Annotated in this window: 18 protein-coding genes; 16 read left to right on the forward strand and 2 right to left on the reverse strand. The window is 38.3% G+C overall.

From position 1 onward, the window contains the following. The first annotated feature begins 36 nt into the window (after nucleotides 1–36). The 9 genes from Q5760_RS09035 (at nucleotide 37) to Q5760_RS09075 (ending at nucleotide 10,223) form a co-directional block, all read left to right on the forward strand. Nucleotides 37–933 carry a LysR family transcriptional regulator gene (locus Q5760_RS09035; protein WP_428911856.1) on the forward strand — a complete coding sequence of 299 codons (897 nt, stop codon included), beginning with the start codon at nucleotides 37–39 and terminating at the stop codon, nucleotides 931–933. Nucleotides 934–1,019: 86 nt separating this feature from the next. Continuing rightward, the gene (locus Q5760_RS09040; RefSeq protein WP_428911857.1) at nucleotides 1,020–2,213 is read left to right on the forward strand and encodes an ROK family protein; all 1,194 of its coding nucleotides are present in this window, start codon (nucleotides 1,020–1,022) and stop codon (nucleotides 2,211–2,213) included. Nucleotides 2,214–3,133: 920 nt separating this feature from the next. Continuing rightward, nucleotides 3,134–4,228: an NAD(P)-dependent alcohol dehydrogenase gene (locus Q5760_RS09045; RefSeq protein WP_428911858.1), complete on the forward strand. Its 1,095-nt coding sequence runs from the start codon at nucleotides 3,134–3,136 to the stop codon at nucleotides 4,226–4,228. A 45-nt stretch (nucleotides 4,229–4,273) separates the two neighbouring features. After that, nucleotides 4,274–5,599: an MFS transporter gene (locus Q5760_RS09050; RefSeq protein WP_428911859.1), complete on the forward strand. Its 1,326-nt coding sequence runs from the start codon at nucleotides 4,274–4,276 to the stop codon at nucleotides 5,597–5,599. Nucleotides 5,600–5,642: 43 nt separating this feature from the next. Further along, a complete protein-coding gene (locus Q5760_RS09055; protein ID WP_428911860.1) occupies nucleotides 5,643–7,103 on the forward strand; it encodes an aldehyde dehydrogenase family protein in 1,461 nt (486 codons plus the stop codon). Nucleotides 7,104–7,131: 28 nt separating this feature from the next. Then, nucleotides 7,132–7,965, forward strand: coding sequence for an MBL fold metallo-hydrolase (locus tag Q5760_RS09060; protein ID WP_428911861.1), 834 nt, complete (start codon nucleotides 7,132–7,134; stop codon nucleotides 7,963–7,965). A gap of 244 nt (nucleotides 7,966–8,209) precedes the next feature. Beyond that, nucleotides 8,210–8,983 carry a hypothetical protein gene (locus Q5760_RS09065; RefSeq protein WP_428911862.1) on the forward strand — a complete coding sequence of 258 codons (774 nt, stop codon included), beginning with the start codon at nucleotides 8,210–8,212 and terminating at the stop codon, nucleotides 8,981–8,983. 69 nt (nucleotides 8,984–9,052) lie between these two features. Further along, nucleotides 9,053–9,322, forward strand: coding sequence for a hypothetical protein (locus Q5760_RS09070; protein WP_428911863.1), 270 nt, complete (start codon nucleotides 9,053–9,055; stop codon nucleotides 9,320–9,322). Between the two features lie 172 nt (nucleotides 9,323–9,494). Then, complete coding sequence (locus tag Q5760_RS09075; protein ID WP_428911864.1) at nucleotides 9,495–10,223, forward strand: sulfite exporter TauE/SafE family protein; 729 nt, start codon at nucleotides 9,495–9,497, stop codon at nucleotides 10,221–10,223. Nucleotides 10,224–10,344: 121 nt separating this feature from the next. Here Q5760_RS09075 and Q5760_RS09080 read toward each other — a convergent pair whose 3' ends face one another. Beyond that, nucleotides 10,345–11,142, reverse strand: a complete 798-nt coding sequence (locus Q5760_RS09080) for an IclR family transcriptional regulator (RefSeq protein WP_428911865.1) — start codon at nucleotides 11,140–11,142, stop codon at nucleotides 10,345–10,347. Nucleotides 11,143–11,146: 4 nt separating this feature from the next. After that, on the reverse strand, nucleotides 11,147–11,935 hold the full coding sequence (locus Q5760_RS09085; protein WP_428911866.1) for an IclR family transcriptional regulator: 789 nt from the start codon (nucleotides 11,933–11,935) through the stop codon (nucleotides 11,147–11,149). Between the two features lie 124 nt (nucleotides 11,936–12,059). Here Q5760_RS09085 and Q5760_RS09090 point away from each other — a divergent pair, with 124 nt between their 5' ends. The 7 genes from Q5760_RS09090 (at nucleotide 12,060) to Q5760_RS09120 (ending at nucleotide 22,352) form a co-directional block, all read left to right on the forward strand. Next, entirely contained in the window at nucleotides 12,060–13,271 is a 1,212-nt protein-coding gene (locus tag Q5760_RS09090; protein ID WP_428911867.1) for a 4-hydroxybenzoate 3-monooxygenase, read from the forward strand. Between the two features lie 98 nt (nucleotides 13,272–13,369). Further along, nucleotides 13,370–14,323: an amidohydrolase family protein gene (locus Q5760_RS09095; RefSeq protein ID WP_428911868.1), complete on the forward strand. Its 954-nt coding sequence runs from the start codon at nucleotides 13,370–13,372 to the stop codon at nucleotides 14,321–14,323. A 71-nt stretch (nucleotides 14,324–14,394) separates the two neighbouring features. Beyond that, nucleotides 14,395–15,243, forward strand: a complete 849-nt coding sequence (locus tag Q5760_RS09100; RefSeq protein WP_428911869.1) for an extradiol ring-cleavage dioxygenase — start codon at nucleotides 14,395–14,397, stop codon at nucleotides 15,241–15,243. Nucleotides 15,244–16,175: 932 nt separating this feature from the next. Continuing rightward, the gene (locus Q5760_RS09105) at nucleotides 16,176–18,920 is read left to right on the forward strand and encodes a response regulator (RefSeq protein ID WP_428911870.1); all 2,745 of its coding nucleotides are present in this window, start codon (nucleotides 16,176–16,178) and stop codon (nucleotides 18,918–18,920) included. Between the two features lie 3 nt (nucleotides 18,921–18,923). Continuing rightward, nucleotides 18,924–19,778 carry a CheR family methyltransferase gene (locus Q5760_RS09110; RefSeq protein WP_428911871.1) on the forward strand — a complete coding sequence of 285 codons (855 nt, stop codon included), beginning with the start codon at nucleotides 18,924–18,926 and terminating at the stop codon, nucleotides 19,776–19,778. Beyond that, nucleotides 19,720–21,372: a response regulator gene (locus tag Q5760_RS09115; RefSeq protein ID WP_428911872.1), complete on the forward strand. Its 1,653-nt coding sequence runs from the start codon at nucleotides 19,720–19,722 to the stop codon at nucleotides 21,370–21,372. Before Q5760_RS09110 ends, Q5760_RS09115 begins: the two co-directional genes overlap by 59 nt. Nucleotides 21,373–21,392: 20 nt before the next feature. After that, nucleotides 21,393–22,352, forward strand: coding sequence for a sugar ABC transporter substrate-binding protein (locus Q5760_RS09120; RefSeq protein ID WP_428911873.1), 960 nt, complete (start codon nucleotides 21,393–21,395; stop codon nucleotides 22,350–22,352). Nucleotides 22,353–22,518 lie beyond the last annotated feature (166 nt).

Genomic DNA, 22,518 nt, shown 5'->3' on the forward strand with positions numbered 1-22,518 from the left:
TATGATAGAATACTATATAAATCAGGGGGGATACGATTGAATATCGCGAATTTGAAAATGTTTTGCTTAGTCGTAGATGAAGGAAGTATCAGTCAAGCTGCTCGATTAAGCTTTGTCTCACAGCCAGCAGCAACGAGACAAATTAATCAACTGGAAAATTACTATGGTACTTTGTTATTTGATCGAACAGGGGGGAAGCTGAAGATAACCGAAGCTGGGAAGCTCCTGTATCCTTATGCTAGAACGATTGTGAATGATTTTAATCGTTCAAAAGAAGCGGTTCAACAAGAAATAGAGAAGAACCATGGGAATCTTCACGTAGGAGCTACTTTTACCATTGGGGAATATTTATTGCCTAGTTTATTAGGTAAATTTAAAAAGCAGAAGCCAAATATTAAGCTAACACTGACGATTAAAAATACGCCGAGTATTTTAGAAGATTTAATGAATGATGTGATTGATCTCGCTTTGGTTGAAGGGATTATTGAAAATAAAGAGTTAATCGTTGAAAAATTTGCGGATGATGAACTGATTCTTGTCAGTGCACCTGACCACAGATGGGTAGAAAAAATCGATATCGAAGAGCTGGTAAATGAAAGGATGATATGGCGCGAACCCACATCCGGCACACGGATGATTGTGGAAAATATGTTAAAAGAGCATAAGGTGTTAGAAAAGATCGATAGTTATATGGAGATTGGCAGTACACAGGCGATAAAAAGTGCTGTTGAAGCAGGACTTGGTGTTAGTATTTTACCTAAACTCACCGTTAGCAGGGAATTAGAACAAGGCACTTTACGGAAGGTGAGTATGAATGGCATCAATCTTACAAGAAATCTATGGATGGTTCGAAAGCCGCAGAGATTCTCTAAAGTTTGGATAACAGATCTTTTAGAGTTAATTATGAATCATAATAAAGTCAGCATTGACTAATCGCCTTTTTAGTATAGAGTTTTTTCTTGATCTAAAAAGAAATATGGTATGATCGTAGTAAAGAACATAAAAGAGAAGGTAATAACATGTTATCTCAGTTTTTGGAAAAACAGTCTAGTTATCATCAATTGACGAAAGATATTTATCTATGTATTTATAATCATGGGCCTATATCCAGGGCGGAAGTGATTACCCAAACGCAAATAAACCGAGGAAAAGTGGATCGCTCTTTAAAGGAGCTTTTAGATAAAGGGTATATTCGCATCGTTGGACAAGGAAATTCTGGTGGGGGAAGACCCCCTACTCTTTATCAAATCAATCCAAAAAGCAGTTATATTATTGGGATTCAGATTACAAGGTATGATATAAAGATTATTTTATTTGATTTACTTTTTGAGAAGTTGAATCAAAAAATAATTAGAATGACTGTGAAACATACACCTCAAGTAGTGATAGAAGAAATAAAACATACGATTCATCAGTTTATGAACGCAGAGCACTTTACAATCAATGAACTGCTTGGAATAGGCATTGGGGCAATTGGACCTTTAGATCGAGAAAAAGGATTGATTCTAAGTTCCGAGCCTTTTTTAACACATGGTTGGGAAGATGTTGCGATTGTTGATAGCATAAGGAAGGCGTTTCCTGTTTTGGTGAAACTTGATAATGGTGCTAATACTGGGGTTTTGGCAGAGTATCAAAGAAAACCAGCGTATCGTAATATATTAAATGTGATCGTTGGCTGGACATGGGGCTGCGGCGTTATTTTAGATGGAAAATTAGTAAACGTCGAAAGTAGTGATGTCAGTGGTTATGGTCATATGGTCATAAATATGAACGGAAAAGATTGTTTTTGTGGAAAAAAAGGCTGTATGGTTGCTTATACTTCACTCTATGCGATTCTGGATAAAATAAAAGATCGTTGCCCGCATTTTTTTCAAGAAAAGTTAGCAGACCGTACACCAGTTGAACAAATAGACAATTTGTTAACAGAAAAGGATACGGATATTAGGGAGATCATTTATGAGTCTGCTAAATATCTTGGGATTGGTATCGCTAATTTAGCAACAGTTTTTAATTCAGAATTAGTCATTATCAATGGACCGTTAATTAGCAACTATCCCGGTTACTACGAAGAGATTGTTCACCATATTTCACTCAATAAGACTCTAAGAGAAAAAACTCAATTTAGTAAAGGCGATTTTAATGGGGATGCGATGGTGGTTGGAGCAGCTATTGATGTATTTCATCATGCTTGTAAAGGTTTATCAACAACATAAGTTTAAAAATAAAGAGCTGCAGCAAAAATAGTAATGGATTCTTTTTCAAGAATGTAAAGTGAAAAAAGCATTGCAATTAGCGGGTGCGAATCATATATGACAAGACAATAAGTACCAAAAAGGAGCTGGGATCGTCTTATCCGAGCTCTTTTCTTTTATCTAAGCGGACACACAATCCCTTATATTGCAAATAAACGCCTAATCATGGTCTTCATGGACACCAGTTCCTTTATTTAGCTCGTATCACTCAAATTAACTTAAAATAACTAAAATAGAGGAACGTGTGTCCGTTTATCACAAGAATTATAGGTGTTTTACTAAATAACGGAACATGCGTCCGCAGAACTTCATTTGTTACTCGGTATGAGCCCTTTATCTCCTAACGATTTCGACAAACGATCAGTGGGAATCATTATTCTCACTTTATACCAACCAAACATAGGATGCTATATCATATACGATTCAGCATCCTATTTGGATTGTTTTTTAACCTATTACTAATAACCGTCACTTTTTATTCTATTTTGTAAGCACAATAATCAGCTAAAATAACACCCATAGAATCCTCGAATGTATTATTTTAAAAAAATTCAATCAAATAAAACCTTGACAATATTCTGAACATTATGTAAGTTGTAAGTATAAATCTTACAAACTCTATGTAAATTGAATCTACTTCAAACCTATTTCTTCACATTTTGTGAAAAACCAAGTAGATCTTTTTGATGGCGCTTTATCACGTTTTGTGAAAAAGAAAGATGCTTATTTTTAAAGGCACTTTATCACGTTTTGTGAAAAAGTAAGAAGTTTTTTTAATAGCACTTTATCACATTTTGTGAAAAAGTTTAGAGTTTGTCATTATTTGAAAATCTATCTGCCTGTTTGTTGGAAACTTAAGATGTTCATGAAGGAGGAAAACAATGCTTACAAAAGCCGCAGTAGTTTCAGAAAAAGGGGCTCCCTTTCAAATTAAGGAAGTTCAGTTAGAAGGTCCACGTGTTGGTGAAGTACTAATAAGACTCGTAGGCACAGGGATTTGTCATACGGATTTAATCGTTAGAGACCAACAATTTCCAGTGCAATTGCCAGCTGTATTAGGGCATGAAGGTTCAGGAGTTGTTGAAAAAGTGGGAGAAGGAGTGACAGGTATAGAGCAAGGAGACCATGTTGTTTTAAGCTATAGCTCATGTGGAACATGCCCGAGCTGTCACGAAGGAAAAACATATGCCTGTGAACATTTCTTCCAACTTAATTTTGGCGGAAAAATGAGTGACGGGACAAGTCGTTTGAAGGATGAAGAGGGAACGTTATCCCATTTATTCGGTCAATCTAGCTTTTCTTACTATGCGGTAATAAATGCAAGAAATGTCGTAAAGGTCCCAAAAGATGTTCCGCTAGAAATATTAGGACCACTTGGCTGTGGCATACAAACGGGATGTGGTGCTATTTTAAATAAGTTGAAGCCTGAGCCAGGCTCAAGTGTCGCGGTATTTGGCTGTGGCTCTGTTGGATTAAGTTCTGTCATGGCGGCTAAAGTAGCAGGCTGTACAACAATCATTGCCGTTGATGTTTATGAAGATCGGCTCGAGTTGGCTAAAGAGCTGGGGGCAACGCATACGATCAATCCGAAGAGGGAAGATGCGCTAGAGGCAATTATGGCGATTACGAAAAAAGGCGTAAATTATTCATTAGAAACAAGCGGCGTACCGCAAGTTTTAAGACAGTCTGTTGATTGCTTGGCTGTATCTGGAACAGCAGCAGTTATCGGTGCTCCACCTATCGGAACAGAAGTGAGTTTGGATGTGAAGACAATCCGTCAAGAACGAACGATTACAGGAGTTGTGGAAGGAAGCGGAAATCCGCAAGTATTTATTCCAAAGCTAATTGAATTATATAAACAGGGACAACTGCCATTTGATAAATTAATCAATTTTTATAGTTTAGAAGAAATTAATCAAGCTTGTGAGGATGCAGAAAAAGGAATTTGTATTAAGCCAGTAATTAAGTTTAATTGATGATAAATGTTTAAGGTTCCATTCTATTTTATTGGGAGAGTGTCCATGTTCAAAAACAAATTCCGGTGGTTTATTATCTTATTTCTTTCCATCCTCATGATCATCAATTTTGTGGATCGGGTTGTCATTTCACTTGCCACAGAGCCCATTATGGAAGAGTTCGGATTTTCAGCATCGCAATGGGGATGGGTATTAAGTGCTTTCTTTTGGGGGCTTGTTCCTTTCTCCTTTATCGCTGGAGTTGGATCAGATAAATTTGGTCCGAAAAAAATCTATACCTGGGGTGTAGTTGTCTGGTCGTTTTTCACGGTTGCTACAGCGGGAGCATGGAGTCTCATTAGCTTCTTTATTGCACGTGTGTTCTTTGGAGTAGGAGAAGGGCCTACCCAATCAAATGGAATTAAAGTCATTTCGAACTGGGTCAGCCCGAAAGAATATTCAAGGGCTTATGGTTATGCTTTCGGTGGTGTGTTTTTAGGACCTGCGATTGCAGCACCGATTCTTGGTTGGATGATTGCACAATTTGGTTGGAGAATGCCATTTTACATCATGGGAGCATTAGGATTCTTTTGGGTCATTGGATGGAAAAAACTATTTACGGATCGTCCTGACAATAACAAGTATATAAGTGAGAGTGAGAAGAAGTGGATCCTCGAACAGCAACAACAGAATCAAGTCACAGCATCCGCTAAATCAAGTGGAGAGAAGAAGTCTGTCAAGGAATTGCTAAGCATTCCAAAAGGGGTTCGGAAAGTAATCATTGCGAACTGGTGGGCTGCCTTCTGCTTTGGCTATGCTTTATTCTTTCTCATGACATGGTTACCTGGTTATTTAAACATCCAGCGTGGGTTTGACTTGAATTCAATGGGAATCGCTCTCATGTTTCCATGGCTTGGAGCAGCGGTAGGGATTATGCTAGGTGGAAGAATTGCGGACTATCTTCTTGAAAGAACGGGAAGCAGGAAAATCGCCAGAGCTTATTGGTGTGCAGGTTCATTCGCAGTATCAACGATCGCGATGTTTTTCACCGTCACGATTGAGTCGGCAACATTAGCTATTTTGGTTCTTACAATTGCTAGCATGGCGATGGCGAGCGCAGGAGGCGTGGTTGGTCCAGTACTTGCTGAAACGCTGCCAGGTCAAGCAGGTGCACAAGGCGGTGTGTTACAAGTATTTCAGACATTGCCAGGTATTATTGCGCCTGTCATTACAGGATATATTGTGGAAGCCACGCAAAGCTTTAATAATGCTTTTTATCTCACATCAATCGTTCTTTTATCTGGTGTGATTATCACCTTCTTCTTTTTGAGACCACCACATAAACAGAAGGAAGAGGAAGTAACAACAGAACCAACCGTTGTACTGCATTAATAAACCGACAATAAAGTGAGTGTCTAGAGGGAGAGGGTTGTGCATGAATTATTCGCAATGGAATACGATGCCGATTGGCGGTGTGTGGCGAGAGGGATCAAGTGAAAAGTATGTAGATAATAAAAATCCATACACAGAAGAAGTGCTCGTATCTCATAAACTAGCAAATCGCGAAGATGTCAATGAGGCCTATGAAACGGCTGCTCGCGTTCAAAAGGAGTGGATCGGACTTTCTCCGGATCAGCGTGCCCGAATAATCGAAAATGCGGCTTCATTATTACAGGAGCGGAGAGAAGAAGCGATTGAGCTGTTAAGAAATGAAACCGGTTCAACGAAGGTCAAAGCTACGATCGAAGTAAACTCTTCAATCGCCTTAATCAGGGAAGCGGCAACGTATCCGTATGAAATGGATGAAAGGATGATGCCTTCTGCTATTCCTGGAAAAGAGAATCGAATCTACCGGGAACCAGTTGGAGTTGTTAATGTAATAACATCATGGAATTTTCCATTATCTTTATCGATGCGTTCGATTGCTCCGGCATTAGCAACGGGAAATGGAGTTGTAATAAAGCCGGCTTCTAACACTCCTATTTCTGGTGGTAGTTTTATTGCTAAGTTATTTGAGGACGCAGGAATACCAAAAGGGTTGATGAGTGTCATTATTGGTGCCGGTTCAGAAGTAGGGGATGCAGTGGTCGAACATCCTATTCCACGAGTCATTTCTTTCACCGGTTCAACCGAAGTAGGAAAAAGAATTGGAGCTTTAGCGGGACAAAACTTAAAGGAAGCTTCGCTTGAGTTAGGTGGAAACAATGCCTTTATTGTCTTGGAAGATGCCGATTTAGAGCAAGCAGTTGAGTCAGCTGCTTTTGGAAAGTTTCTGCATCAAGGTCAAATTTGCATGGCGATTAACAGGATGATTGTAAGCCGAACCATCTATCCTGCTTTTATTGAAAAGTTGAAGGAAAAGGTAAGCGCTTTAAAGGTTGGGGATCCGAGACAAGATGACACGATCATTGGCCCCTTAATTGATGAGAAACAAGTTCATGAAGTATTAGGCCTTGTTAATAAAGGTAAGCAATCGGGGGCAACCGTCTACCTAGAAGGAAAAGTTGAAGGAAATGTACTGAGTCCGTTCATCTTAACGGATGTCGATAATATGATGGGGATTGCTCAAGAGGAAATCTTTGGTCCTGTGGCTCTCGTGATTCCAGTAGATAGCGAAGAGGAAGCCATTTCTGTAGCGAATGATACACGTTATGGATTAACCGCTTCTGTATTTAGCTCATCCATGGATAGAGCGCTGGGAGTTGCCAAACAATTGCAAACAGGAATGGTTCATATCAATGACCAAACGGTTAATAGTGAACCATCCATGCCATTTGGCGGTGAAAAAGACTCCGGAATTGGTCGATTTGGAGGGCAATGGATTATTGATAAATTTACAACGGTCAAATGGGTGTCTGTTCAAAAGGAAAAGCGTCAATATCCAATGTTTGTATGATAAAAAGTTCATGTAGGGAGTGTTTATGATGGAAAACATAACAGTAACTATGTTAGGAACAGGAAGCCCGCGTCCAGATGTGAAGAGATCAGGACCGGCACAGACATTAACAATCGGTAATGAAACCATTCTCATTGACTGTGGTGAGGGAACCACTCAACAATTGCTAAAAGCAGACATCCCTCCAGAATCAATCAAACAGTTATGGTTTACACATCTCCATTCTGATCACACTTTTGGTTATGGTCAGTTTTTAATCGGGGGATGGGGCCGTGGTCGATCGGAATTAACGATTATTGGTCCGAAAGGGACGAAGGCATTTCATGAGAAAATCCTCGATTTATATCAAGAAGATATTGATTACCGCTGTTCACTAGGAAGATCAGAAGCGGGGATACGTGATGTACAAATCATTGAACTCGAGCAGGCGGGTCCAGTAGAAAATCCACTTTCATTAAACCTAACGGTTGAGCCAATGGTTCATAATGTACCTACCTATGGGTATCGAGTTGAGGTGGATGGTCAAGTGATTGTTTTTTCTGGAGATACAGCCCCACATGATGGAATCAATAAGCTTGCACAAGATGCTGATTTACTCGTAATCGACGCTTGTTTAACTGTCGGAAAATTCAGTCCGGCATTAGAAAAAATCTGGGATGAATTACAAAAGGAACATTGTTCCACTAAGCAAGTAGGAGAGATTGCCACAGAAGCGAATGTGAAAAAGGTCGTTCTGTCTCACTTCTTACCTGAAGCAGATCCTGAAAAGGCTTATCGTGAAACAGCCCAATACTTTACAGGGGAAATTGTAGTCCCAGAAGATTTAGACCAAGTTGAAGTAAAACGTCATGTCTTAAAGTAATTTTTAACTACATTCAGCCGAAAAGTCTGCCACTTTTATAAGTGGTGAGATGAATGCAAGGTTTTATAACCATTCAGCCGGGTTCAAACCCTGGATGAATGAAATTAAAGCCTCCGGCGGCGGATGCCACAGATTTTCAGGGGAAAGAATACCTTCGCAAGCTCGATAAAATCTGGGCGCAAATACGCCAAGGCGAATTTGATAATAAATATAGATATCTATCATTTGAGAGGAGAGGTTTTAAATGACAGTTGCTATTCAATTACCAAAATACCAAGAGCTTTCTGATAAGGAATTAATGGAGTGGAGTCCTGAAGAGTTTACGGAAAGAATGATGAAAAAGTCCGAAATGTTTGCTGAGAACTTTTTCCATAAGGAAAATTGGGAGAGAGTTTCACTAGATGAAGAGACGCGTAGAGTAAATCTCGTTGAATTCTGTGCAAGATTGGCATGGCGTGAGTTTTATAATGGCGTTCATCCACCGTCCAAACAAATTGTGATGCTGGAGAAAAATACAGAAGATTTGGGTATCCGTATTCGTCTAGCACAGCAAATTATTGACGAAGTACAGCATCAAAGAACATGGGGAAAATGGTGTAAGTATTATGGAGGCAGCCCAAGACTTCAAGATTACGAGGTAAGTTCAGAAGTCATCAGACAGTTCCAATTAACGAATGAATATGATGATGTTGCGGAAATCGCGGTGAATTTACAATTAACAGGTGAAGTGATTCTTCCGTATCTATTTGGCTATGGAACACTAACACCAGAAGAAAGCATGACTTATATTTTATTGCCAGATGAGTTATTAGCAGATATTGAAAAGTCTGTTGTGGCTGATGAACCGAGACATATTGCCGTAGGTAGAGATATTATGATTAAATATTGTGGTTCAGCAGAGAAACGACGCAGAATTTTAGAATTACAAAACATCAGATTAGAAAATACAATTAAGATTATGGGAAGAGACTTAGAATTATTAGGAGCGAAAAGAATTAGTCCGCTACCAATAATCTAAAGAATTTAATCAATTGATTCATCTATTGGCTTTATCGCCAATAGATGAATCCTTATGGGGTGAAATCATATGTTCAATTTTGAAGAGTGGTCTCAAGACCTTCATAGATTAATTGATTTAATGGAAGATCGTCAATCAAATGACCAAGATTTATCTTTGTATCACAAAGAACTAGAACAAAAATGGGACGAATTATTTCAAGAAGAAAATGATGTATACGTTCAGTTTCTAAAAAACTTATTAAGTTTGACAAAAGGAGTCTTGAATGGTGAGAGACAAGAGGAGGAACTTGAACAGTTAGTAAATAATATGCGAAGCAGCGTTCTTCTAGAAAAATGAACATCACATAATAAATTTAGGATCCTAAAATGCTAAAAGCCTATTTTAATTGGTCTCCAATCAATTAAAATAGGCTTTGTTCACTAGTACGATATTTTTAAAGCATTAAAAAGAGGAATGCGACTCTAATCATAATTGAATGAAAATATTCAGTTTTTAAAGAGGGATTAATGTGGAAATATCGGTTCTTATGATTGGTTCTATTGTTATTTTTTTTGCTGCTTTTATCCAAGGCATTACAGGGTTTGGCTTTGCTGTGGTCGCCATTCCTTTTCTATCCTTATTTGTTTCGCTGCAAATGGTTGTGCCTATTGTAGGGATTTTAGGGATCTATATTAATTTTTATATCTATTTCCGTGAAAGATCTTATATCGACTTTAAAGAGGTTAAAGTGCTGTTGATTTTCATCATTGTTTTAACCCCATTAGGAACTTATTCATTAGTGATGATCAATGAGCTTTACTTAAAGGTAGTCACTGGATTCCTTGTGTTATCATTTGGTATTTGTCTTTGGAAAGGGAAAAGCTTTAGAGTAAAGAATGAAAAAGCCGCACTTGTTACGGTTGGTTCTATAAGTGGTTTGTTAAATGGAAGTATTGGAATGATGGGACTTCCGATTGCCCTATACATGACGAATCAAAAGGCCAAAAAGAATGTATTCCGTGCCAACATCGCATTATTAGGCTTTGTCGTAGCAGTCCTCACCTTTTTTAACTATACAATGATCGGGCTGATCAATATAGAAGTAATTCAATACTCGCTGTGGCTTTGCGTTTCATTAGTATTAGGAAGCATTATAGGTGTGAAAATTGATAAGCTGATTAAACAAGAACTCTTTTTAAAAATTTCTACAATCGTTATTATGCTCTCAGGATTTTTCACTTTACTTTTTGCTGGTTAAACCTTTATTTAGCAATTTCTTTTTGTTACCTATACATTTTGAACCATCAATAATGGTGTAAAACACTTATAGTTCCTCTGGGAGTTGAGTTTTGGAGTATGAACATGATTTCCAGAGAGATCTACAAGTGTTTTTCTTTTGATGAAGAACTTTCTCGTAATCTTCTCGAAATCTCATCTGCAGCTTGTTGAACTTCTCTCGTTAAGTTTGAAATGGTTCTGTCGTTTATCCTACTAATCGGTCCCGCGATACTAACAGAAGCAATCACTTCATTCTGTGTATTTTTAACAGGGCCCGCAATTGATGTTATTCCTTTCCGGTGTTCCTCTTTACATACAGCAAATCCTTTTATCCGAATGTACTCTAATACCTTTTCTAGTTTGCTCGAATTGGTTATGGTGTTCGCTGTAAAAGCAGTTAATCCTTTTTCGATCACTTGCCTAATCATCGTATCTGATTGAAAGGCTAACAATACTTGTCCGCTACTAGTACAATGAAGAGGAGATTGTCTTCCTGCATGGGATAAGAGATGCACAGGATAGGCACTATCTACTTTGAGTAAGTATAGAACGCGAAAGTCTTTTAAAATACTAATATGTGCTGCTTCATGGGTCTTCTCTGCTAGATTTTCTAATACATCTAGTGATAAGTGGCATAAGTCTTCTGTATGAATGATGGTTTGCCCCTTAGCCAACAAAGATGCGGCAAGACGATAGGATTTGGATGAAGAATCTCTGATTATAAATCCTTCCTCTGTTAAACTGTGGACTAATCGAAAGGCCGTACTTTTTCCCACTCCTAATTCCTTCATAATATCCTTTAGTTGTAACTCAGGTTGATCCATTGAAAATAAATTAAGAATACGAAGAGCATTTCTAAATGACGAGTAATTGCTCTTATTCATTGAAAATGGATCCATTTTATCATACCCCCTTTTCAAAAATGGCAGGAATATAGCCCAATTGGGAGGAAATGTCATTAGCCGCTTTTATAACAGCTTCTGTAAACAGGCTAATTCTTTGACATTGAATCCGTTCTTTTGTCCCAACAACGCTAACAGCTGCTACAACCTCACCTGTATAATCTCTAACTGGAGCAGCAATGCTTACACTATTTTCATGTAATTCATCTATGCATACGGCATAACCTTGTTCTTGGATTTTTGATAATTGATCTTTAAATTCTTCAGGATTTGTCACGCTATTGGGTCCAAGTTGGGGAAGACCTAGGTTAATCATACTATTCACCACATTTTCTTTTTGAAAGGCTAACAATACTTTTCCGGAACTTGTACAAGATGGAGGGTTTGTTTTTCCGATCGCGGATAATAGCTGTACAGGAGTGTTGCACTCTATTTTATGGACGTACGTAATTTCCTTTCCTTCTAAAATGGAAATATGAGCCGATTCATTTAAATGATCTACTAATTTCTTAAGAATATCTTTAGATTCTCGATGGATTTCTAAATGAGAGGTGATGACCCCACTAATCGTAAGAAATGAAAACCCTAGTTTATATTTATTTTGTTCCTTTTGTAAAAAACCTTCAGCCACTAAGTCAGCGACTAAACGACCCACTGTGCTTTTAGATAATTTTAGTGTCTTTGCTATTTCGGTAATTCCCCAAATAGGTCTTTCTTTTGTAAATAGATGCAAAATCGTTAGTCCTCTCTGAACCGATTGGAGGACAGAAGTTTTTTTATTCGTTAACACCTTAAAAATCACCTCAAAAATAGCGACTGTCCCGTATATAGGAACCTGATGGTTAAAATCTGAATATTTCTATTTTACTATATATTCATAAGATAATAAAGTTCTTTAAAAAGGGGATGTAAAAATGAAAACACAAGTAGGAATTATTGGGGCTGGTCCGGCTGGACTTATACTTGCACAATACCTTCATTTACAAGGCATTGATTCTATTATATTAGAGCGTAAATCAAAGGATAATATCGAAGGAACGGTAAAGGCCGGGATTTTAGAACAAACAACGATTGATATTCTAAGAGAATTGGATGTTGGCAACCGCATGGATCAAGAAGGTCATTTTCATGATGGAAATTACTTTCAATTCAATGGGGAGAGACGTCGAATTGATTTGAAGAAATATTCTGGTGGAAAGCAAGTAGTTGTCTACCCGCAACATGAAGTCATTATTGACCTAGTCAATGCACGCCAAGCGAGTGGGAAAGACATCATCTTTGATGTAGAGGACGTTACGTTACATGACATCGAAACGGATCAACCGAAAATAAGATACCGTAAAAACGGGATGGACGAAGAAATCGTATGTGACTTTATTGCAGGCTGTGACGGGTATCATGGACCAAGCCGTCAGGCGATCCCGGAAAAGCTTAGAAAAGAACATCTGCATGTATATAAGGATGGCTGGTTAGGGATTCTGTCTGATTCTGCTCCAGCAGCAGATGAGCTTGTGTATGCGAACCATGATAGGGGATTTGCTTTATTAAGTACACGTACTCCGATTCTTCAACGCCACTATTTGCAAGTAGATGCAAATGACGATATTGCCAATTGGTCTGACGATCGGATCTGGACAGAACTTAATGAAAGAACGAAGACCGATGATGGATGGCAAATTCCGGATGGACCGATTAATTCAAAAGGAATTATCCGGATGCGCAGCTTCATATGTGAAACGATGCAATATGGCCGTCTGTTTATTGCAGGTGATGCTGCACATACCGTGCCGCCTACAGGTGCTAAAGGGCTTAACTTGGCTGCGACAGACGTCAAAGTCATGGCGCGGGGGATCGTGGAGTTTTATCAAACAGGAAATAAGGATATTCTTGAGCGTTATTCGGAAATTTGTCTTCGTCGTATCTGGAAAGCAGAACGCTTCTCTTCCTTGATGACAAAGCTGCTTCACGCAAATCCAGCCTATGATTCATTCGAACGGGGAATTCAACTGGCTGATTTAGATTACTATACATCATCGGATGCAGGGTTAACGATGATTGCCGAAAACTATGTGGGAATGCCAATCGAATGGGAAAAAACGAAAGATGCAAGGCTTATTACCAAATAACTTTATATTTGCACTTTGTTTTTAAGGATATTTATAGATTGAATTATTAAATGTATTTCTTTTCATGAAACAAGATACTTCAAGGAGTGAGAGACTTCATGCATGATTTCCATACCCATTTTATCCCTGCAGATGTACTGAACTGGCTGAAGGAAAATAAGCATACCGTTCATGCGGAATGGATAAAAAAAGACGAAAATAAAGAAGAGTTTCTTGTTGTGAATCAAAAATGGGGCTTTGAATTAAAGAAGGCTTTTATTGATCTTGAGCTTTATTTAGAGAACCAAGAAAAAGCCGGGGTGACACATGCGATGATCTCCCCAATCCCACAGTTATTTATGTATGATTTTCCAATTGAAATTAGTATAGAAATGGCAAGAATCTACAATCGTTCGCTTGCACAATTAGTTAAACGTTACCCGGATAAACTGTCGGCTGTTGGAACAGTTCCACTCGCCTATCCGGAAAAGGCGGCCCAAGTGTTACATGAGGCGATGAGTATGGGATTGAAGGGTGCCATTATCGGCCCTGGAATATATCAACATATGCTCTCAGATTCTTTTTTCCAACCTTTTCTTGAAGAGGCGAATAGACTAAAGGCGATTCTTTTTATTCATCCTCTATTAAGTGAAGATCCTCGGTTAAAGAGAAGGATGATGCCTAATCTGATTGGAATCCCGTGGGAAACAACGGTTTGTGCGACAGATATCCTATTAAGTGGAATGATTGATCGCTTTCCAGAACTCAAACTATTATTTGCCCATGGTGGCGGGTTCCTTCCTTATCAAATAGGGAGGTTAGATAGAGGCTACGAGCAATGGGAGCAGGTGTCCTCTAGTTTACAAGCCCCGCCATCCCAATATTTAAAGCGTTTTTGGTACGATACCGTCCTCTGGAATCAGAATAGTCTTGATTCTCTTATCAAAATGGTTGGTGAGGACCGCGTCGTAGCAGGATCCGATTATCCATTTGATCTATCGGTATGGCCACCAAAAGAGGTTAGTAATAAAGGAGCTCATCGTTTATTAGGTGATGCCGTCCAAATAATCTAATAGTTTGGTAACGATTAGGTAGATCTTTAGGTAAATATTCACATTCTAAAAATGACTAGGAGGAATGGAAAATGACAATCGAATTAAGTATACTCGCCCCACATGTTCCAAGTATTTGTCATGAAGAATTAGCACCTGAATTTCAAAAGCCAATGGTTGATGCTATGAAAGAAGTTGCTAAAGATATCGCGCAAATAAAGCCAGATGCCATCGTATTGGTTACATGTCACTGGCCGACTACATTCGCCCATTATGTAGACTGTTATCCTGTTCATAAAGGGCTTCTGACAGCACAAGAAGCACCAGAGCTCATTAAGGATGTTCCATATTCCTATCCAGGTGATGAGGAATTAGGACTTCAGCTCGTGCAAGCAGGAAAAGATGCGGGTCTTTCGGTCATCGAAGTCCAGGATGAACACTTCGTTTGGGATTATGGCACGGTTGTTCCTTTACGGTATCTTGTTCCAAATGAAGATATTCCGGTTGTTAACTTATCCGTTACATTAGCTGCCGATTTGGATGAAACGTACCGGTGGGGGCAGACCATTGCAAAGGTTTTACAAGAAACGGATAAGAAGATTGTTTTCATTTCAAGTGGTGCCCTATCCCATCGTTTAGTTCGGGGCAGACATAATATGCCAACCCTTTCGGAACATGCCCTTGATAAAGAATTTATTGGCTTCGTTATGAATAAAAATTATAAGGCTGCCTTTGACATGCTGCCGCAATATGCAAATATGGCAAAAGTAGAGTCAGGTGGTCGCCATTTAGCGATGCTGTTAGGTATTATCAATGAAGAGGATCATCCTGAATATTTAGCAGAAGGACAATCATCCGGAAGCTGGAATGCCCTTATTACATTTTCTAAAACAAAGGTTTCTAGTTTACAAGAGAATACTAATGCAGAATATGTAAAGTAGGTTTCATTTTCGCTTGAGGTTGTTTAGGTGATGTGGGAGAGAGGGGAAGTTCCTTATCTCATGATTGAGCAACATGATATACGTAGAACGCGAACGAAAAGCATCTAAGAGTACGAGGGTCAGTCCCCCAAGCTGCTAAAACATGAACGCAGCTGGGGACTGACCCTATTTTTCATCGTCTGTTAACCGATCGGTCGTAGGTTTGAAATCCTCCTGTGGAGCCAATTTATTTTTAGAGAAGTACTCAAATGGCTGAAGAGACACCCCTGTAAAGGGTGTAGATCGGGCAACCTGTGTGAGGGTTCACATTCGTCCTTGTCGGTTAATTTTTAAAACCAAAACTCCTATTCTATTTTGAGAATAGGAGTTTTTGTATGTATACGGAATCTATTAGATTTTTCCTTTTTATATTCATTTGCTCTAAAAATCCCTTTCTATTTGAAGGGAAATCAATGTATGTAAACGCAAGATACTCCTTATATTTTCAAGAATGAGTGCTTCTAAATCGCCAATAAATCGGAGTCTCTCCGTCCTTGTTAAACGTTGGAACTAGGAACCCAAATTCATCATGCAATAAAAATAAATGAAGTAATGAGGATATAGCTATTTACAATTTATTATCAAAAGTTTAGCGGATTTATATTAGAAAACGACCTCTCGGAAAAAACGATCAGGGTATTTACCGAATAGCATTTTCCTATTTTACAACGGGCAATTTGAACGGTTCGAGTCTGACAAAAATCGTCATTTATTTTTGTTAAAATAAATATTATGGTGAATTTTCTGTAACCTGTGATATTATAGTAGAAAAAACCTATTAAGGAGACCATAGGTTTATTTTCTCCTTCATCATAAAAATGTCTGGATAGAAAAAATATTTATTGAATTAAAAGAATTTGGAGTCTCTTATTATATGTATTGTGGGGTGTAAAATGAAATTTAAAACAAAGCTCTATGCGAGCATTGGTGTTATTATTTTGCTTATTTCAATTAGTGTTGTTTATTTAATGAATATGCTTGAGCAATCTATGGTTAATATGCATGTAGTCGTCAACGATCTATATGAACGCATCGAAATTTCAACGGATATTAAGAGTGAAACGGATGTATTCACAAGGGTTGGCAAGGAAATGCTTGATAATCCATCAGTGGAGATTGATTCAACAGCCATTAATAATTGGGAAAGTTCAAATTTACAAATCAATCAAAGGATCGAGCTATTAAAGGATAAGGACAAACAAGATATATCGAAAGAGCTATTAGAAAAATATCGAATCTTGCTAGAATCCTATAAGGAAGCCATTCAACAAGGAATCACCATAAAATCCATTGACCAGAATGTAGAAATTGAACAGAAGTTTTTGGATGACCTAGATCTCACAAGGGAAAGAATGCTACAAGTGACAAACCTTCTTGTTGGATTACAGGAACAAGAAATGAAAAACGAACTTCTTACATCTAGAGAGACCTATAATGTAGCGGTATCCACGATTTATATTTATCTTGCGATTACGATCGCTGCAGGTGCGGGTTTAATTATTTTATTGATTAGAAGAATGACAAAGAATCTTCATTATGTAACGTCAGTAATGGAAGGGGTCAGTGAAAGCCATGCTGAACAATTGCCAAGAATTGATCTTTCAATAAAAGATGAGATCGGTTCCATTGCGAATGCCTATAACAAGATGGTTGCTGAACTTGAGATTCATAGTCAACACGAAAAGAAATTGTTAGAAGAAGCGGAAAACTTAAGTTGGCGTCAAACTAAAATTACAGAAATTGTTCAGATGTACCCAGAGGCAAAAGATTTAAAGATGCTGGCTAATGTATTTATTTCGAAAATCGTTCCAATGCTTGGAGCGAGTTATGGGGCTTTTTATATAAAAAGTTCCGAAGGAGAAGAACAGCTTTTAAGAAGATTAGCAGCATACGCCTTTTCAAGGAATGACAACAGATTTGAAACCTTCCAGCTAGGTGAAGGACTAGTCGGTCAATGTGCGCTTGAGCAGAAGCCGATTCTCTTAAATGACGTGCCAAATGATTATTTGAAAATACGTTCGGGAGTAGGGGAAAGCACACCCACAAACAGTATGATTTTTCCAATTCTTTATGAAGGGGAAACGCTGGCTGTCGTTGAAATCGCATCCTTTGACATCTTCCGAGACGGACATGTGAATCTTCTTAAAGAAGTGGTTGGTACGCTTGGGATCACGATTAATAGTATTTCAAATCATATGAAAGCAGAAAGGTTATTACAGGAATCACAAAGCCTAACAGAGGAACTTCAAGTACAATCTGAGGAACTGCAGATGCAGCAGGAAGAATTAAGGACAACGAATGAAAAGCTTGAGGAACAGTACGCGGCATCCGAGCAAAAGAAAAAGGAATTAGAGGGCGTGAAGATAGCACTAGAAGAAAAGGCTCAGCAATTAGAAGTGAGCTCTCACTATAAATCTGAATTTCTAGCGAATATGTCTCATGAACTTAGAACACCATTGAACAGCTTACTCATCCTAGCGCAGATCCTTTCCGAAAACAATGAAGGCAATCTGACAGAAAAGCAAGAGGAATATATTCGTACCATTTATACTTCCGGAAATGATCTCCTTCTGTTAATCAACGATATTTTAGATTTGGCTAAGGTAGAGTCTGGGAAATTAGAGATTATTCATAATGAAGTGGATCTAGATGAGGTTAAGGAACAATTGCTGATGCAGTTTCTACCTGTAGCAAGGCAAAAGGGATTAGAATTTAAAATTCATTTGAATACCGATTCTCAAAACTTATACAATGATCAACATCGTTTGCTCCAAATATTAAATAATTTCTTGTCTAATGCCTTTAAATTTACAGAAAAGGGGCATGTCATCCTTGATATTCATCATGAAGTAAAAGAAACGCTTCCAAGGGGGCAAAGGTCTGGCAATACGAATCAATTCCTCGCTTTCTCTGTTATGGATACAGGAATCGGCATCTCGAAAGAAAAGCAGGAAACCATCTTTGAGGTGTTTAGACAAGCTGATGGTACGACAAGCCGAAAGTATGGGGGTACGGGGTTAGGGCTAGCGATTAGTCGTGAATTAGCCAGTTTATTAGGTGGCTTCATCGAGTTATCCAGTATTGAAGGAAAAGGCAGTAAGTTTACCCTGTATTTGCCGGTCCAACCACCGAAGGAACAAATCGAAACGCTAGCGTCTTTCGAGGAAGCATCAGCAGGTCTTGAAAATGATGAATATTCATTTGATGTACTGAATGAGGAACCTACTAGCATCATGGAGCAGGAAAATTCATTCTTACAAAATAAAAAGGTGCTGATTGTTGATGATGATATCCGAAATGTGTATGCGTTAACCATTGCGCTTGAGAAGGTTGAGATGGAAATTATCGCAGCGGAAAATGGATATGAAGGGATTGAACTGCTACAGCAAAATCCCGACATCGATATCATCCTGATGGATATTATGATGCCTGAGATGGACGGATACGAGGCCATTAAAAGAATTAGAGAAATGCCAATTTATCAGTCATTGCCAATCATCGCCCTTACAGCAAAGGCGATGAAAAAGAGCAGAGAAGAATGTTTAGAGGCTGGGGCAAATGATTATATCAGTAAGCCGATTAATATTGATCAATTATTCTCACTCATGAATGTTTGGCTGTATCAAAAGAGAGGATAAGGGATGAAAATGGATAGATTGACGCAGGAACAGATACAAAAAGAAGAAATTGAACAAATTGAAGCCGATCTGCTGCTTGAGTCTATATATCGTTACTATGGATATGATTTCAGAAATTACTCGAAGCCTTTTATCCTGAGAAGGCTTTTACATCGGGTTCATAAGGAAAATGTAACAAGCATTTCAGCGCTTCAAGAAAGGGTACTGCGTGACCCGGTGACCGTGAAAAAAATATTTTCCGATCTGTCTATAAATGTAACCGAAATGTTTCGTGATCCTTCATTTTTTCAATCATTTCGGAAAAGGGTGATACCCATTGTAAAAGAATACTCCGAGATCCGCATTTGGCATGCAGGTTGTGCGAGTGGTGAAGAGGTTTATTCGATGGCCATTCTGTTGCAGGAAGAGGGAGTTTATGAGAAAGCTAGAATCTTTGCCACCGATATTAATGCAAGAATGATTGAACGGGCGAAGAAAGGTGCGTTTTCTTTAGCCAATATGCAGCAGTACACAAAAAATTATATGGAAGCCGGCGGGACAAAATCTTTTTCGGAATATTATAAGGTGGTTGGCGGGGAGGCCGTTTTTAACCCGCTTCTTCAGAAAAATATTGTCTTCGCTGAGCATAATTTAGTGACAGATTCCTCATTTAATGAGTTTGATATCATCATCTGTCGAAATGTATTAATTTATTTTAACCAGAAATTACAACACGATGTTCATAAGCTATTTTATGAAAGCCTAAGCTTATCCGGTTTTCTTTGTTTAGGGAATAGAGAGGGGGTTCGACTTACTACTTATGGAAAATACTATGATGAAACCGATCCAGCAGGAAAATTATACCGGAAAGTCCTATAACAGCGCCTCGAAAAATGTAAACATTTTGATGGTCGATGATCATCCTGAAAATTTACTGGCGTTAGAGGCTGTGCTTTCATCACCTAATTATCATTTAGTCAGTGCGACATCGGGAAAAGAGGCATTGAAATATCTGATCAAACAAGAATTTGCCGTTATCTTGCTAGATGTGCAAATGCCGGGGTTAAATGGCTTTGAAACAGCCAAATTGATTCGAGCGCGGGAAAAAACGAAGCATACGCCGATCATTTTTATTACGGCGATCAGTCAGGATAGTGAAAATGTTCAGCGCGGTTATGCTGTAGGGGCCATTGATTATATTTTTAAACCCTTTCATCCTGAAACATTAAAACAAAAAATAGAAAAATTTGTTGAAATCCATCAGAGATTTGAGGAAAAAATCAGCCGCACCGAGGAGCAGTACTCCATCGAATTAGAGGAAATCAAAAGGAAACAATTAAGTGATTTAGAAGAGATGGTGGAAGAGCGAACACTCGAGTTCCTATCAGCCAATGAAAAGCTGAAACAAGAAATTAAGGAGCGGAAAAAGATTGCGGATCACTTATTAGCATCCCAAGAACGTTTTCGTAAGATTTTTCATGCTAGTCCGAATTTAATGGCGATTATTTCGATAAAAGATGAAACCTATATGGATGTTAATACAACCTGGTTACAATTCACGGGATACCTTTATCATGAATTAAATAATCAAAGAATGGTTTTAGCCCATTTTATGGAAGAGGAGGCGGAGAATCCAATCCGCTTAGATCAACCAGTTCAAAACATGAAAATTTACTATTGGACGAAAAAAGGGGAAAAACGATCTGCTCTATTATCATCAGAGATTATTGAGCTCGATTCTGAACCTTGTATTCTATTAGTATTAACAGATATTACGGAAAAGGTTCTTCTAGAAAAAGGAATATCCCGGCTCGATCAATTAAATTTAATTGGAGAAATGGCGGCTGGGATTGCACATGAAATTAGAAATCCCATGACAACGGTTTATGGATTTCTTCAAATTGCAAAGGGAAGTCAAGTATCAAATGAGTTTATTGACCTTATGTTAGATGAATTGGATCGTGCCAATTCGATTATTACCGAGTTTCTCAATTTAGCTAAAAATAAGGTCAGCCATAAAGAGATGAATCAATTAAATACCATTATTGAGGCTTTATTTCCGTTAATTCAAGCGGAAGCTCTTCGTTCCGGTAAACAGGTAATCCTTCAATTGGATCAACATTGTGGCGATATTTTTATCGATGAAAAAGAGATTCGGCAATTGATATTAAATATCGCTTTAAATGGACTTGATGCGATGACATCTGGCGGAATATTAACGATTGAGACATATGATGAGCAGCATGCTGTCATATTAAACATTAGGGATACAGGGACTGGCATTAGTCCTGAAGTGCTTGAGAAAATGGGCACGCCGTTTTTTACAACAAAGGACAATGGTACAGGCTTGGGGTTAGCCATTTGTTATAGCATTGCTAAACGGCATGGAGCCGATATTAATATCGACACTTCTCAACATGGAACAACCTTCTCTATTCGGTTTACAAAAAATAGTGAAAATGGTCTTAAATAGAGAGGGAAGGTGGAAGTTGAATGTCCAGAAAAAAAAAGCAACTGTTTATTACCGTTCTGACCTTAGGTATCGTCATTTTGGGTACTTTTATTTATAAACAATTTATCGTGGACAAGCCAAAAGTTTTTGTTGTTTTATGGGATTCTAAATTAGAATATTGGGATATTGTTAAAGCTGGTGCAGAAAAAGGGTTTAAAGACTTTGGAATGGATGGCAAGATTGTGGTTGCTAAAAATGGAACAGCACAGGAACAGATCAAGATTTTAGATGATGTTTTAAAAGAAAAGCCTGACGTACTAGTCATAGCCCCGGTTCATTCTGAAATTTTTCCGAAGCTAGAGGAGTTTTACACAGTCGATATCCCTGTCCTTTTTATCCAGACAAATGAAAAATGGGAAAAGAAAACAGCTTATATTGGAACCGATAACATTGAATTAGGAGCAAAAGAAGGCATACTAATGGCTTCTCAACTTCAGCCAGGAGAAAAAGTAGCTCTTCTGGGTAGACAGTCGAGTTTTGAGGTCGATCGCTTAAATGGTGCAAGAGAAAGTTTGGAAGCTGCTGGAATCGAAATTGTTGTGGAATCGAATCATTTGCCAGAGGGGAATGAAAAAGTAAATGAGGTTGTAACGAAGGAGATGAAATCGATTCTTCAGGAGTACCCTGATATTAAAGGGGTTGTAACATCTTCTGATTATGTTGCGCTCCCCGCTCTACGAGTTGTGCAAGAGCAAGGAGTCGATGTAACGGTTATGGGAACGGGGGGCGTATTGGAAATGCTTCCATTCGTTAAGGAAGGTGTCATACCGATAACCGTTTCTCAATCACCGTATGATATGGGTTACTTAAGTATTGAAACCTCTGCAAAAGTGGCGAACGGAGAAAACGTAAATAAAGAGATCTACACATCAATCGATATCGTAACAAAAGGAAATGCCCAACAAAGATTAGAATTCTACCAAAAAGCAATAGGAAACTAGAAACACGGGGACGGTTCTAGTGTTTCAAAAAACATCAGACTAGAATCTTGGTTGGTTATTGTAAGATTTGAATCAAATTCTCAAAACAGCCAAAATCATTAGTTAAAAAAGAAACGCAAGGACTATGCTGGCGTTTCTTTTTTTGTCTAAAACTACACTTCGGAAA

The sequence above is a fragment of the Niallia sp. Kr1 genome, from assembly GCF_050389805.1.
Classification (GTDB): domain Bacteria; phylum Bacillota; class Bacilli; order Bacillales; family Cytobacillaceae; genus Bacillus_BD.